Source organism: Arthrobacter sp. ISL-65 (genome assembly GCF_018613795.1).
Taxonomy (GTDB): Bacteria; Actinomycetota; Actinomycetes; order Actinomycetales; family Micrococcaceae; genus Arthrobacter.
Genome location: NZ_JAGGPN010000049.1, coordinates 139899 through 154560 on the forward strand (window position 1 = coordinate 139899; position 14662 = coordinate 154560).

The window sequence follows — 14662 nt, forward strand, 5'->3', positions numbered from 1 at the left end:
CATCTGTTCAAACGCAAGCACAACGACAAGGACGTCATCATGAGCCAATACGTAATCGCCGTCGACCAGGGCACCACCAGCACCCGCGCCATCGTCTTCGACCACAGCGGCAACATCGTGTCCTCCGGCCAGATGGAACACGAGCAGATCTTCCCGCAGGCCGGCTGGGTGGAGCACGATCCCGCGGAGATCTGGGACAACACCCGGGAGGTCATCGGTTCCGCCCTGTCCAAGGCGAACCTGACCCGGCACGATATCGCCGCCGTCGGCATCACCAACCAGCGTGAAACCGCTGTGGTCTGGGACAAGACCACCGGCAAGCCGATCTACAACGCCATCGTTTGGCAGGACACCCGGACCCAGCCCATCGTCGACGAACTGGCGAAGGACGGGGGAGCGGACCGGTTCAAGCAGAAGGTGGGGCTGCCGCTGGCCACGTACTTCTCCGGGACCAAGATCAAGTGGATCCTCGACAACGTCGACGGCGCCCGGGAGAAGGCCGAGGCGGGGGACCTCGTGTTTGGCAACACGGACTGCTGGGTGCTGTGGAACCTCACCGGCGGCGTGGACGGCGGAGTGCACGTCACTGATGTCACCAACGCTTCCAGGACCATGTTCATGGACCTCGACACGCTGCAGTGGGACGAGGAGATCCTGGGCATCTTCGGTGTTCCGGCGTCCATGATGCCCGCCATCAAGTCCTCCTCCGAGGTCTACGGCACGGTCCACACCTCGCAGCTGCTGCGGGAGGTCCCGGTGGCCGGCATCCTCGGCGACCAGCAGGCGGCCACCTTCGGCCAGGCCGCGTTCGAGACAGGCGAGGCGAAGAACACCTACGGCACCGGCTGCTTCCTGATCTTCAACACCGGCGAAGAGATCGTGCACTCCAAGAACGGGCTGCTGACCACTGTCGGCTACAAGCTGGGCGACGCGGCCCCGCACTACGCACTGGAGGGGTCGATCGCCGTCACCGGTTCGCTTATCCAGTGGCTGCGCGACAACCTGAACATGATCAGCAGCGCCCCCGAGGTGGAGTCCCTCGCTGCTTCGGTGAAGGACAACGGCGGCGTGTACATCGTGCCCGCGTTCTCAGGACTCTTCGCGCCCTACTGGCGCTCGGATGCCCGCGGCGCCATCGTGGGCCTGACCCGGTTCGTCAACAAGAGCCACATCGCCAGGGCCGCCCTCGAGGCCACGGCCTTCCAGACCCGCGAGGTGCTGGATGCCGTCAACGCCGACTCGGGCGTCCCGCTCACCGAACTGAAGGTCGACGGCGGCATGGTCGCCAACGATGCCCTCATGCAGTTCCAGGCGGACATCCTTGGCGTCCCAGTCATCCGCCCGAAGGTGGTTGAAACCACGGCGCTGGGCGCCGCTTACGCGGCCGGCCTCGCCGTCGGTTTCTGGAAGGACCTTGGCGAGTTGTCCGCCAACTGGTCCGAGGACAAGCGCTGGGAGCCGAACCTGGATACCGAGGAGCGGGAAAGGCAGCTGCGGCTCTGGAAGAAGGCGGTCACCAAGTCCATGGACTGGGTCGACGGGGACGTGAGGTAGCGGCTGTGTCATGCGACCCGTGCTTGGAGTCCCAGGAACTCCCTGTCGGCACCTGAACTGAGTCCCGGACAGTTCGGGGAACAGGACGGCCCGGACGTCGTGAACGCCACGGTTTCCGGGCCGTTGCCTGCTCAGGCGACCTTAGTCGTCGTCGTCAGCGTCACCCGGCGCGGCAACTTCGGCGCGCGGAGTCTTGGCATAGACGGACTTGCTGACCGAGTACGCATGTTTGTCGATCATAAGGGCCTGCCGGTTGATCTGCCTCAGCTGGTCTGTGCTGAGTTTCCTGATCTTGACGAGGTCCATGGTTTCCTGTTCAGCCCCGGCCACGGCCGTCACTTTCACCAGGCCCGTGCCCGGTGAATAGAACTTCCGCTGATGGCCCGCGCTGGCCGGTTCCAGTGGATTGTATTCGTCGACAACCAGCACGTTCTTGTAATGGCCGGTGGCCACCCGCACCTGCTGGTCCTTTTTGATGACATCTCCGCAGTCCAGGAAATCGACTTTCGGGGCGTACGCCTGGATGTAGTGAGGGCCGCTGATCCGGGGCTTGGCCTTCATGGCTATGCCCGCCTTCGCCTTGTCCAGCCCGCTGATGAAAGTGCTGGGGGCGCCCGCGAACTTGCCGTTCTCAAACTCTTCCGGGTACTCCCCAAACAGCCACACGTCGCCCTGTCTAGTCTGGGCGAAGAAAGCAAGCTCGGACTCGGCCAGCTCCCCGTCGCTGTAGTCCCTGTCCCACATCACCAGGGTTTTCACACCGTCCACTACCTTAGTCAGTCCCGTTACGGTGTGAACCACGGTCCTCTTGGTGGTTTCCGTGGCTGTCTTGACAGTGCCGGTGGTCGTATATTGCATGCCCGGCTTCAGCGGGAACCACATGTTGGTGACTTCGGCTTCTTTGGGAAGTCCGCCCTGTGGAACGTCATGGCCGAGCCGGGCCCGCACAGTTCCTGGGGCGTCCGGGATGCCGCAGCCGCCCCGGAGGTCGACGTGAACGTAGCCAGAAACAGCATGAGCACAGAACCTAGCGCCGTCAGGTGTTTCTTGTGTATGAGCATATCTGTTGCCTTTCTCTGACGTGTTTTCGGCTGATACCGCACTCAGAGCAGCTCGCGGCCAGGCGAGGCAGGCTGGATGCGCTGCACACGCTGTTGATGCGGGACCTGGCGTTGGGCATGACATGCCGGGGACATTCTGTCCTGGGCAGGCAACCGGTCCACTGCAGGCTCCTCAAGCCGAGACCGTCGCCCTGCCCCCAAGCGCCTGGGGCCGACCCCATGCGCTTGGTGTAAATGCTGTACCTGCTTCTACGGTTTGGCAATGGTGATTTCTTGCAAAGCCGCCGCGCCTTTTACATCCGTTCTGCGCCCTTCTCGGTGGGCCGGGGCGGTGCCTGTTTCAGCATGGACCCGCAGAGACGCTAAAGTAGTTTTATGCGTGCGATCCTTCTGCTTAGCTAGCCGCTTGGTATCCCGAACAAATACGGATAATCGAGCGGCCGCCCCTCCATGTCGAGGGGCTTTTGTGTGTCCGGGGAGACCTTCCCGGCCAGCGGCGGGGATCAGACCGTTGTGACAGGACAGAGGTCATGACAGAACAGAAGAGGGCAGCAGTGAGCGTTCAGCCGGAGACCGAAACCGGAACAGCAGCAGGTGGAGCCGAGACGCCCGAAGAGGGCGCGTACAGCTTCGCGGCGATGGAGGCCCGGTGGCCGCAGGTGTGGGAAGAACTGAAGGTTTTCACCCCCGCCGACGACGGTTCGCGGGAACGCCGCTACGTCCTGGACATGTTCCCCTACCCGTCCGGCGACCTTCACATGGGCCACGCCGAAGCCTTTGCCATGGGCGACGTGGTGGCGCGGTACCTGCGCCAGCAGGGATACGACGTGCTGCACCCGATCGGCTGGGACTCGTTCGGGCTGCCCGCGGAAAACGCGGCGATCAAGCGCAACGCCCACCCGAGCGAGTGGACCTACGCCAACATCGATACCCAGGCTGCTTCCTTCAAGCGTTACGCCATTTCCGCTGACTGGTCCCGCCGGCTGCACACCTCCGATCCGGAGTACTACCGCTGGACCCAGTGGCTGTTCAAGCGCTTCTATGAGCGAGGCCTCGCTTACCGCAAGGACTCACCGGTCAACTGGTGTCCGAAGGACCTGACCGTGCTGGCCAACGAGCAGGTGGTCAACGGAGCCTGCGAACGCTGCGGCACGGCCGTGACCAAGAAATCGCTGAACCAGTGGTACTTCAAGATCACCGACTACGCCGACCGGCTGCTGGACGACATGACCGAGCTGCAGGGGCATTGGCCCGAGCGGGTACTGGCGATGCAGAAAAACTGGATCGGCCGCTCGGAAGGCGCGCATGTTCGGTTCGTGATCGAGGCCTCTGACGGACGTGCCGAACGCGAAGTCACCGTCTTCACCACCCGTCCGGACACCCTGCACGGGGCTACGTTCTTCGTCGTGGCCGCGGACGCGCACCTGGCCCTGGACTTGGTCACCCCTGAACACCACGACGCACTCATGGCCTACCGTGAAAAGGTCAAGGCCCTTTCGGACATCGAACGCCAGTCCACCGAGCGGGAAAAGACCGGTGTGTTCACCGGCCGTTACGCCATCAATCCTCTTAACGGTGAAAAGCTACCCGTCTGGGCAGCGGACTACGTGCTGGCCGACTACGGTACGGGCGCCATCATGGCTGTCCCCGCGCACGACCAGCGCGACCTCGACTTCGCCAAGGAGTTCGGCCTGCCTGTGCGCGCGGTGCTGGACACCGGCGAGGAGGATCCCGCCGTCTCGGGTAAGGCAACAGCGGGCGAGGGCACCCTGATCAATTCCGGTCAGCTCGACGGCCTTCCCAAAGCAGAGGCCATTCCGGCCGCGATCGAAATCCTCGGCAAGCAGGGCACCGGGGAGAAGTTCGTGAACTTCCGGCTGCGTGACTGGCTCCTGAGCCGCCAGCGCTTCTGGGGCACCCCAATCCCCATCATCCACTGTGCCGAGTGCGGCGAAGTGCCGGTCCCCGACGAGCAACTGCCGGTTACGCTTCCGGAGGACCTGCGTGGCGAGGCGCTGTCCCCGAGGGGCACTTCCCCCCTGGCCGCGGCCGCCGAATGGGTCAATGTCGAGTGCCCGAACTGCGGACGTGCAGCCCAGCGGGACACGGACACCATGGACACCTTCGTGGACTCGTCCTGGTACTTCCTGCGTTTCATCTCCCCTGATTACACCGAGGGTCCGTTCGATCCCGCGAAGATCAACGACTGGATGCCGGTGGGACAGTATGTCGGCGGTGTCGAGCACGCGATCCTGCACCTGCTCTACGCCCGCTTCTTTACCAAGGTCATCCACGACATGGGCCTGCTGGCGGCGGACGAGCCCTTCAGCGCGCTGCTGAACCAGGGCCAGGTGCTCAACGGCGGCAAGGCCATGAGCAAGTCGCTGGGCAACGGTGTGGATCTGGGGGAGCAGCTGGACAAGTACGGCGTCGACGCCGTCCGGCTCACCATGATCTTCGCCTCGCCGCCCGAGGACGACGTCGACTGGGCGGACGTTTCGCCGTCGGGTTCCGCGAAGTTCCTGGCACGCGCCTGGCGCCTTGGCCAGGACGTGTCCAGCGCACCCGGTGTTGATTTCAGCACCGGTGACCGTGGGCTGCGCACCGTCACGCATAAGACCATCGCCGATGCCGCTGAACTGCTGGACAACAACAAGTTCAACGTCGTGGTGGCCAAGCTGATGGAGCTGGTCAACGCCACCCGCAAGTCCATCGACTCGGGTGCCGGCGGCGCCGACCCTGCCGTCCGCGAAGCTGTCGAGGCAGTGGCCGTCATTCTGAGCCTCTTCGCGCCCTACACGGCCGAAGACCTGTGGAACGTCCTGGGGCATCCCGCCTCCGTGGCAAATGCGGGGTGGCCTGCGCACGACGACGCGCTGCTGGTGCAGGAAACCGTCACCGCTGTGGTCCAGGTCCAGGGCAAGGTCAGGGACCGGCTTGAGGTATCACCGGCCATCTCCGAGGACGAACTGCGTGAGCTAGCGCTGGCCTCCGAGAATGTCCAGCGCGCCCTCGACGGCCGGGACATCCGGACCGTGATCGTGCGGGCACCTAAACTGGTGAACATCGTCCCGGCCTAGCAGCGTTATTTGAGTAGCCGGCGGTGACTGGCCGGCCGGGCTCCGGCCGCCGGCACCGCCGGCGGCCGGAAACAACTGCAGGAGGTGTGCCGTGATAGACCGCGAACCGGCAGCCTGGCTGTGGTTAAAGGAGCATCTGGTCCGTCTCCGTCAGGCCACCAGGCCGGGCCAGGTCCCGCCCACGGGCGAGCCCGCCGTCGTCGTCCGTACCGCAGTGGTGACGGATTCCGCTGCCGCGCTGCCAGCCGACTGGGTGCGGGCCTTCTCCATCAACGGCCAGTTGGCCGTCATTCCGATGCCCGTCATGGTGGGCGAGGAGATTTACGGCGAGGGCGAGGACGACATCACCGGGACCATCGCCGTGGCTCTGGCCGCCGCGAAGCCGGTTAAGACCTCCCGCCCGTCGCCGGGACAGTTTGAGCAGGCTTATCTGGCCGCCGAACGGCAGGGCTTCGAGTCCGTCGTGTCCATCCACATCTCCGGTGGCCTTTCCGGCACCGCTGATGCCGCCCGCCTCGCGGCCGGCCGGGTCAAGATCCCTGTCGAGGTGCTGGACACCCGCACCGTGGGAATGGCGCAGGGACTCGCCGTCCAGAGTGCCGTGGTGGCAGCGGCGGACGGCCGCGGAGCCGACGAGGTGCGCCGGCTCGCCGAGGAACGCGCGGCAAGGTCCAAGGTGTATTTCTATGTGCCCAGCCTGGAGCAGTTGCGGCGCGGCGGACGCATCGGCACTGCAGCCTCGCTGGTCGGAGCCATGCTGGCCATCAAGCCGATTCTCGCGGTCGACGACGGCAAGATCGTTCCGCTGGAAAAAGTCCGCTCTGCGGCCAGAGCCATTGCCCGGCTTGAGGAGATCGTGGTGGCGGAGGCTGCGGGCCGGCCACGGGGGGAGGCCCGGCTTGCCATCCACCATTTCGGCAACCGGCCCGAGGCAGAGATGCTCGCAGCCCGGCTGGCGGCGAAGCTCCCAGCCTGCCCGCCGGCCCAGATCAGCTCGCTGCCTGCCGTACTGGCGGCCCACGCCGGGCTCGGCGTCCTCGCGGTGATCGTGGGGGAGAGCAGCTCGTCCGTTGCCGGTTGCCTCGCCGCCCCATCCAAGGCAGCCGGCCCCAGCGGTACTGAGGCCGCCACCTAAGGTTTCGCAGGCAGCGCTCTCTTCGCCTGACCCCGTTTCCGGTTCAATCCGACCCAGCGGCATTATTGTCAGTACCTCCTGGGACGCTTTCCCTATGACAGGCGGTGCAGTTGCGGAGGCGGTGGAGGCCATCGGCGCTTCCGCCTCCGCGCTTGCTGTTTTGGCTCGCAGGGGGACCGCCGGCCCAGCCCTGTCCGGCGCTGAATCTGGTGGGGATCAGACGGATCCTCTGCAGGAACGGACGGATGCCTGGCTTGACGCACTGGCCGAGGTGGCCACGTTAGAGGCCCGTGTGGCCGCCCTGAAAGTCCAACTTGCGGCCGAACTCGCCGCTACGGACACGGCGATGGCGCCACCGGCTGAGAGCCCGCCGGATCGTGTTGTCCGGCAGATGTCCCTGACCGCGGAGGTGGCTGGCGCGCTGACCGTGAGTGAAGGGTCGGCGGCACGTTTTCTGGAGGAATCCGCCAGGCTGAGCACGGATTTGCCGTTGACGCTGGCCGCGCTCGGGTCAGGAACAATCTCCTGGCAGCACGGGCGCATCATGTGCGACGAAACGGATGGACTGGAACCGGAGCGGCCGCGGCTTTTGAGGTGCATTTCCTGGACCCGGACGCGCCAGGGGCTGCCCGGGGTTGCGCGGCCGGGGAGCTGACGCCGGCGAGGTTCCGGGCCAAGGCCCGCTATTGGCGGGAACGGCACCACCCGGTCAGCATCGAAACCCGGCATCGTAACAGTGCGAAGGACCGGCGGCTGGAATACGTCCCGGACCGGGACGGCATGGCTGGCTCTCCGCCTACCTGCCGGCGGATCAGGCTGCCGGGATCTGGGACCGCACCACCGCCGCCCGCGCCATGCAGGGCCCGACAGAATCGCGGAACCTGACCCAGCTGCGGGTCGATGCCGCCGCCACATGGCTGCTCACAGCGGGCTCCGGGGTCGACAGCGCGGCTGAGGGCCCAGCCGTAGGGTCCCTGCCCGCAGCCGCGGTCCCCGCAGGCTCCGTCCCGGCCGGTGGCGTGCCGTCCCCGGCGGCGCAGGTCCTGGTCACGGTTCCGGTGTTGTCTCTGCTCGGCCTGACGGAGGAACCGGCGACGCTGGATGGTTATGGGCCGATTCCGCCGTCCATGGCCCGCCGGGTCGTTGCCGACGGCGGAGGGTCGTTCCTGCGGGTGTTGACCGACCCGCGGGACGGGGCGCCGTTGGAGATCGGACGGACCAGCTACCGGCTGACGAAGCCGATGCGCCAGTGGCTGCGGCTCCGTGACGCGCGGTGCACGTTCCCGAGCTGCAACAACCACTCCCTGGACAACGACGCCGATCACATCCTTGCCTGGTCCGACGGCGGCGGGACCGGCGTCGCCAATCTTGGCCAGCCCTGCCCGAAACACCACCGCCTGAAACACGCCACGGCATGGAGACCGGTCGGTGCCACCCGGGACAGGCCGCCTGGTTGGGGCTCACCTTCGGGAAGGTCCTACCCGGCCGAGTATCAGGACTGGGAACCACGCAGCTGGCCGGAACCACCACACGTCGCGGACTGGCCGGAACCACCACACGTCGCGGACTGGCCGGAACCGCCGGACTGGCAAGAACGGCCACCTGTCCGGGACTGGCCCGATCCACAGTCTGGCGAGGACTGGCCCGACCCATCACGCGGACAAGACTGGCCGGAGCCGCCCGACCGGCCGGATCCCGAACTGGCCAGACGGACCCGATAGCTACGACGGGTTCGACGACTTTCCGGGCCTCGAATCTTCGGAAGCACCCGACGACCTTGACGGTGTCGGAGGCCCGGAAGCTCCCGACGGCTCTGGACCCCCACTGCCGGTGGATCCATGGCCCGAGTGGGCATCGTCCGCGGCTGCGTAGGAGGAAGGCCGGGCCCGGGCGCCCGTCACGACAGCGTCTCGTCATCAAGTTATCGCGGCCTAGCAGTGCCTGGCCGCTGGTAGTACAGTCTCCCCACCGAGCAAGGAGGCTCCCATGTCCATGCAAGTCCACCACGTCGCCCAGTTGGACCGGGATGTGGCCGACGAAGTCACGAACTGGATGAAGTACCTGAAGGGCCAGGTGACCAGCGTCCAGTTCCTCACCACCACAATCCCTGATCCCAAGGAACCGGAGAAATGGCGCGTCCAATACGAGGCCTACATCACCTACCAGCGGTAGTGGCGCTATCCACATAGCGCAGCCCGGGGCTGTCGGGCGGACTGTCGGCTTCCTAGCGTGGTGGATATGTCACGTCGGACCGCTGGAGCCGCAATCAGCGCTCAACCGCGCGCTGGCGAGGGGCGCGCCGGCGGTGGACGTGGCAACGTTGAGGGTCGCCCCGTGCAGAGTCGGGCGTCGGATGGGCGGGCGGCCAGAAGGCTGGCCGCCACGCTCGGACCGCATGCCTCGCCCGGCCTTCCCTGCGATGAAGAGAAGGACCCGTCGCCGGGCAATGACCGTTCGGGGCTGCTGGGGGTGGGAACGGGAGGCGGCTTTGCCTACGGCCGGCAGGCCGGTTCCGCCGGGTCTGTGGTGTCCGGCGAAGTGGCCGAACCGCGGATCCGTTGGCGCCTGGGCATTCGTGCCGCGGCATTGGTGGGCGTGCTGTCGCTGATTGCCGGAGCCTTGCTCTGGTGGCAGGTGGCTGCCAACGGGCCTGTTGTCCTTCCGCTCAGCTCAGTCACCCCCGACGCGGCGGGAAAATCGGCCGCCAGCACTCATGACCAGGAAAGCAGTAACCCGCACAGCGGCGGTACGGAAAGCAGTGGGCCGGGCGGTGACGGCAAAGACAGTGAGGGGACAGCGGCCGGGAATGTCGTGGTGCACGTCGCCGGAGCGGTGAAGAAGGCCGGAGTGGTCCGGCTCGCGCGGGGAAGCAGGGTACATGAGGCCATCGCCGCCGCCGGGGGCGCCAGGCCGGAGGCCGACCTCGACCGCCTCAATCTCGCCTCCCCGCTGGAAGACGGCCAGAAAATCCACGTACCGCGCCGCGGCGCGGCACCGGCTGACACGTCCGGTGCCGCGCAAGCGGATAAATCCGCCCCGGCCGGGACATCAGGAGCAGGCGCCGCCGAAGCCGACGGAACCGGCGGGCCTGCAGGCGACGGGGCAGGCGGCAAGATCAACCTCAACACCGCCACCGTGGAAGAACTCGGCGAGCTGCCGAGGGTTGGCCCGGTGTTGGCCCAGCGCATCGTCGACTGGCGCACACAGCAGGGCCCCTTCAAGTCGCCCGAGGAACTGGACGCCGTCGACGGAGTCGGCCCCAAAATGCTGGAAACGTTGCTTCCATTGGTGACCGTCTGACATGGATAGCAGGAACGAACGCGCGCCTAGCCGATGGCACCGCTATGTCCAGGCGGCCGTGGACTTCCCAAGGGTCGGCTCCAGGCCGGGCGAACGCCTATCTGGTGATTTCGCCCCTCTTGATTCCTTGCCGTCACAGCCTCCGGCCCGGCCCGGTCCCGCGAGCGCCCTCAACCAGAAGATCCGCGCTGACATCCGCCGTCGTCTGCTGCCGGACGGACAGGACATGGCCGCAACCGAACCGAACCGGCGACGGACCGACCTCCGCCTTGCCCCGGCCGCACTGCTGGTGTGGGCAGCCACCGTCGCCGGGCCGTGGCTAACACCAGGCATTCTTCTGCTTGTGTGGGGCAGTCTCGCCGCGTGCGCCGGAGTGCTGCTCGCCAGGCTTCTGCGGAGGAAGAAAGCCGAAGGACGCTGGCGGCGCAGTTTCCTGACCACCCTGACGGCAGCACTCATGCTTGCCGCGGCATCGACAGCCCATTCGGCAGTGTCGTCGGCCCAGCGCCACGACGAGCAGGTGGCAGGACTCATCGCGGCGCGTGCATCAGTCGTGGCGGAAGCCGAGATCACCGGGGCGCCCCGTGCCCTCAAGATGCCCGGCCCCTCCGGGCGTGCCGAACGCTGGGCAGTGGCTGCGGTGGTCCGGTCCTTCACGTCGGGCGGCCAGGTAATGCATGCGCATTTGCCGGTGGTCATCATCGGCGGGCAGGAGTGGCAGCACGCCGGCCCGGGCCAGTTGCTTCGGGTCACCGGAAAGCTCCGGCCTCCAGACCCGGGCCGGGTGGAGGCGGCGATCCTGACTGCGTCATCACCGCCCGTCCGGCTCGCATCGCAGGATTGGCAGCAGGGGCCGGCCGCTCTGGGCAAGCGCTTCGCCTCGGCCGCCGCCTGGCTGGCCCCCGACGCGAGTGGCCTCCTCCCGGGCATGGTCACGGGCGATACCGGCGGTCTCAGCGAGGAGCTCGAGACAGCCATGAAAACTGTGGGCCTGACTCACCTGACGGCGGTGTCCGGCGCCAACTGCAGTCTGATACTCGGCACCCTGCTGTTGGCGGCACGCTCGCTGCGACTGGCCAGGATTCCGGCCGCAGCCGTCGCCCTCGCGGGCCTCGGCTTGTTCGTCCTCATGGTTGGTCCCGATGCGAGCGTGCTCAGGGCATCGCTCATGGGTGCGATTGCTTTGGCATCCCTGGCAGGAGGCCGGGCCGGCCGCGGACTGAGTTTCCTTTGCCTGGCCGTGATTGCCCTGTTGCTCGTGGAGCCGGACCTGGGCGTCAGCTTTGGGTTCCTGCTCTCGGTCCTGGCCACGCTGGGGATCATTGTGCTGGGACGCTGCATCCTGGGCTGGTTTCCGCCGAGCGTGCCACGCTGGGTGGCGGCTGCTGTTGCCGTTCCCCTGTCAGCCCAGGTGCTGTGCGGGCCGGTCATTGTGGTGCTGCAACCACAGTTTTCCACCTACTCGCTGTTGGCCAACGTGCTTGTTGCCCCTCTCGTGGCGCCGGTCACCATCCTGGGCACGGCCGCCGTGGCGCTTCTGCCCCTCGTGCCTTGGCTGTCGGCGGTGCTGATCGGCCTGGCGGGCTTCTTTGCCGGCGCGGTGGCGGCCATCGCCAGGTTCACTGCCGGTCTGCCCGGTGCCGCGCCGCCCTGGCCGGAGGGCGTGTTTGGGTTGCTGACCATGCTGCTGTTCTCCGTTGTGACTTTGCTTGCCGTGTGGATGGCCGCCCATCCCGCCGGCACCATCAAACTCGTCCTGGCGACGCACGCCGGCACCGCCCGCCTCCTTGACCGGCTGCCGGAGGCCACGTTCTGCCGCGGCGGCCCGAGCGTCCGTGGCAGACTTAGAGTCTGCAATCCGAACCCCGGGAGGAACCACCAGTGGCCGCTGCCCAGCAACGACCGAAGACGTCCGCCGCCAATTCGGCGACATGGCGGGACGTAACCCCTGCAGCGGTCGTCCTGATTACGGGTCCCGAGGAGTACCTCGGCATCCGGGCGATGGACCGTGTCCGGTCGCAGGTACGAGCGGCTGCGCCGGACGTGGAGGTCAGCAGGCTCACTGCCGGGGCATACGAGGCGGGGGCGCTTGCCATGAATGTCAGTCCGTCACTGTTCGGCGAGAACAAGCTGATAGAGGTGGACGGCCTCGAATCGATGAACGATGCCTTCCTGACGGACGCACTGACGTATCTCAAGCACGTGGAACAGGACGCTGTCCTCGTGCTCCGGCACGGCGGCGGAACCCGCGGCAAGAAGCTCCTCGATGCTGTTAAGGCCGGGGGATGGCCGACCGTCGACTGCCAGCCGCTGAAGAAGGATGCGGAAAAGACCGCCTTTGTCACGGCGGAGTTCAAGGCCGCCGGCAGGCGGATCACCCCGGAGGCAGTCCAGTCGCTGGTCAACGCGGTCGGCGCCAACCTGTCAGAACTGGCGGCGGCATGCAGCCAGCTCATTGCCGACGCCTCCACTGCCGTTGATGCTGACATGGTCGACCGCTACTACGGCGGAAGAGTGGAGGCCACGGCGTTCAAGGTGGCCGACGCCGCCATGGCCGGCAACGGTCCTGTGGCCCTGTCCACACTTCGGCACGCGCTGGCAACGGGCGCCGATCCGGTGCCGCTGGTGGCGGCATTGGCAGCCAAGCTGCGTACTGTTGCCAAGGTGGCGGGCGCCAAGGGATCATCGGCACAGATCGCCAAGCAGCTGGGCATGCAGCCCTGGCTGGTGGAGCAGGCGCAGCGGGACGTCCGGAGGTGGACGCCGGAGGGCCTGGCCCGGTCCATCCAAGTCACGGCCGAAGCCGACGCGCAGGTCAAGGGGCTCTCGCGTGATCCGGTCTACGCCGTGGAGCGCGCGGTCACGGTCATTGCTGCCGCCGCCCGCGGCCGTTAGCGCTTCCCTGGTTTGTAGGCCGGGCTGAGCTTGTAGGCTCGGTGTCAGGGGGTTCGGTTGTGACTGATGATCTGTTGAGCGGTCCGCGCGGGCGCCAGTTCTGCATGGGGGTTCTCACGGCAGCGCGACCGGAAATCTGGACCCTGGCTGCCAGAGCCGCGGAATACCCCCAGGATCCGGGACTTGCCAGTGAATTGGCCGAGGCGCTCCGCAGCCCGGCATCCGTAACGGCTGCTGAATCAGCCAGTGGCGGGGCGCTGCTGGCTGGCCTCGCCCAGGCGGTGCACGCCGCGCGTTACTGGCAGCAGCCGGACGAAACTGACGCCCTTCTCGCACAGCCCGCCATCCGGTTGTCTCTGGAGCCGGTTGCCCACGCCTTGGCTGATGCCCTTGCTGCATGGTGGGGTCCCGGGCTCCTGGACAGGGACCAACAGTGCTTCGTGCAGTGGACAGACGAACGAAAAGGGCAGCCGCCGGTTCCGGGCGGGGCAGCCAGAAAGCTGGCCGATTGGAAGGCTGCCGCCCTCGCCGACGAACGCCAGGCGGCCAAACGGCCGGAGAACCCGGAGGCGAACTGGGGCGGCTGGTGGTGGTCCACGCCCAGACCATCCGAGCTGCTCACCACCACCAGAGGCCTGCCGGAACTCGGCGCCATCGGTCTCCTGCTGGTCGAGGACAGCCTCGGGTGGAAGCAGGCAACCGTTTGGCCACTCGTACCACGGCCGGACTCCCACGTGTACGAGATCGATGGCCCAGCGGCGTGGACCGAGCTGGCTGCGCGGTATCCAATGGACGTCAGCCTGGCCAAACGCCACGACTGGTGGCGGACCACAGGGATCGCCGGCCGTTGGCTGGTTCCCGACTGGTCCGCCGTTGCTGCTGATTACGACGGCGTTCATCTCACCCTTTGGGGATACCTCACGACCGCCGGACTCGCCCTTGCCGCAAAGCCGTCCGCCGGACCGTCATCTGCAGTGCTTGAGCGGACAGTACTGGCGGGCTGGAATCCCGATGAGACCTACTGGCTCAACGACGTCCTCACGCCGGGCGCCGCCCCCTCCGACTGGCGCAGTCAAGGGTCCGGCCGTTGGCTCAGGCAGAGGTAGTCCAGCCAGGGGTTGCCAAGGAGAGCAGTCAGCCCCAGCGGCCCTGGTAGCCGGGCAGAGGGGCCGGGTCCGGGACGCCGTCGGGAGTCCCGCCGTCGGAAGTTAAAAGAGAAGTGGCCGGCACCAATGGTGCCGGCCACAAGCATCAGTTCAGTTGAACTGGAAAACCTTAAAGTGCGTTGACCTTCTTGGAGATCGCCGACTTGCGGTTTGCAGCGTTGTTCTTGTGCAGAACACCCTTGCTGACAGCCTTGTCCAGCTTACGGCTGGCAGAAACGAGCGCAGTAGAAGCGGCGTCCTTGTCGGAGGACTCAACAGCGGTGTTGACGGCGCGGATGGCCGTCTTCAGCTCGGACTTGACTGCGTTGTTGCGCAGGCGGGCCTTCTCGTTGGTCAGGATGCGCTTCTTCTGGGACTTGATATTTGCCACGTGTGAACTCTCTTTGTAATGCGGAAATGGTCTAGAGGGCTTTCAAGCTGGCCTTGACTGAGCGGCGTGGGGATACCTATGGCGGCCAGCCATCAGTGACC

12 protein-coding genes are annotated in these 14662 nt (G+C 66.5%); 10 read left to right on the forward strand and 2 right to left on the reverse strand.

The window, feature by feature from the left end; genetic code table 11:
• The first annotated feature begins 39 nt into the window (after window positions 1-39).
• Window positions 40-1554: a glycerol kinase GlpK gene (gene glpK / locus J7I85_RS20810; protein ID WP_214856808.1), complete on the forward strand. Its 1515-nt coding sequence runs from the start codon at window positions 40-42 to the stop codon at window positions 1552-1554.
• A gap of 141 nt (window positions 1555-1695) precedes the next feature.
• On the opposite strand, the gene J7I85_RS20815 is transcribed toward glpK, so the two are convergent.
• The gene (locus J7I85_RS20815; RefSeq protein ID WP_251024622.1) at window positions 1696-2502 is read right to left on the reverse strand and encodes a hypothetical protein; all 807 of its coding nucleotides are present in this window, start codon (window positions 2500-2502) and stop codon (window positions 1696-1698) included.
• 667 nt (window positions 2503-3169) lie between these two features.
• On the opposite strand from J7I85_RS20815, the gene leuS reads away from it, so the two are divergent.
• From leuS to J7I85_RS20855, 9 genes are all read left to right on the forward strand, one after another.
• Window positions 3170-5695 carry a leucine--tRNA ligase gene (gene leuS, locus J7I85_RS20820; RefSeq protein WP_214856915.1) on the forward strand — a complete coding sequence of 842 codons (2526 nt, stop codon included), beginning with the start codon at window positions 3170-3172 and terminating at the stop codon, window positions 5693-5695.
• A gap of 91 nt (window positions 5696-5786) precedes the next feature.
• Window positions 5787-6830, forward strand: coding sequence for a DegV family protein (locus tag J7I85_RS20825; protein ID WP_214856810.1), 1044 nt, complete (start codon window positions 5787-5789; stop codon window positions 6828-6830).
• A gap of 94 nt (window positions 6831-6924) precedes the next feature.
• Window positions 6925-7485 carry a DUF222 domain-containing protein gene (locus J7I85_RS25790; RefSeq protein ID WP_308159582.1) on the forward strand — a complete coding sequence of 187 codons (561 nt, stop codon included), beginning with the start codon at window positions 6925-6927 and terminating at the stop codon, window positions 7483-7485.
• A 199-nt stretch (window positions 7486-7684) separates the two neighbouring features.
• The gene (locus J7I85_RS25795; protein ID WP_308159584.1) at window positions 7685-8551 is read left to right on the forward strand and encodes a hypothetical protein; all 867 of its coding nucleotides are present in this window, start codon (window positions 7685-7687) and stop codon (window positions 8549-8551) included.
• Window positions 8552-8816: 265 nt separating this feature from the next.
• Window positions 8817-9002 (forward strand): hypothetical protein, encoded by a 186-nt coding sequence (locus J7I85_RS20835; protein WP_214856812.1) that lies wholly within the window; start codon window positions 8817-8819, stop codon window positions 9000-9002.
• A gap of 162 nt (window positions 9003-9164) precedes the next feature.
• Complete coding sequence (locus J7I85_RS20840) at window positions 9165-10130, forward strand: ComEA family DNA-binding protein (protein WP_308159585.1); 966 nt, start codon at window positions 9165-9167, stop codon at window positions 10128-10130.
• A gap of 226 nt (window positions 10131-10356) precedes the next feature.
• Window positions 10357-12075 carry a ComEC/Rec2 family competence protein gene (locus J7I85_RS20845; protein WP_251024624.1) on the forward strand — a complete coding sequence of 573 codons (1719 nt, stop codon included), beginning with the start codon at window positions 10357-10359 and terminating at the stop codon, window positions 12073-12075.
• Window positions 12012-13025, forward strand: coding sequence for a DNA polymerase III subunit delta (holA, locus tag J7I85_RS20850; RefSeq protein WP_214856824.1), 1014 nt, complete (start codon window positions 12012-12014; stop codon window positions 13023-13025). The genes J7I85_RS20845 and holA overlap by 64 nt, the downstream gene beginning before the upstream one ends.
• Before the next feature lie 59 nt (window positions 13026-13084).
• Complete coding sequence (locus J7I85_RS20855) at window positions 13085-14131, forward strand: hypothetical protein (RefSeq protein ID WP_214856826.1); 1047 nt, start codon at window positions 13085-13087, stop codon at window positions 14129-14131.
• A gap of 169 nt (window positions 14132-14300) precedes the next feature.
• Here J7I85_RS20855 and rpsT read toward each other — a convergent pair whose 3' ends face one another.
• The gene (gene rpsT, locus J7I85_RS20860) at window positions 14301-14561 is read right to left on the reverse strand and encodes a 30S ribosomal protein S20 (protein WP_214856828.1); all 261 of its coding nucleotides are present in this window, start codon (window positions 14559-14561) and stop codon (window positions 14301-14303) included.
• Window positions 14562-14662 lie beyond the last annotated feature (101 nt).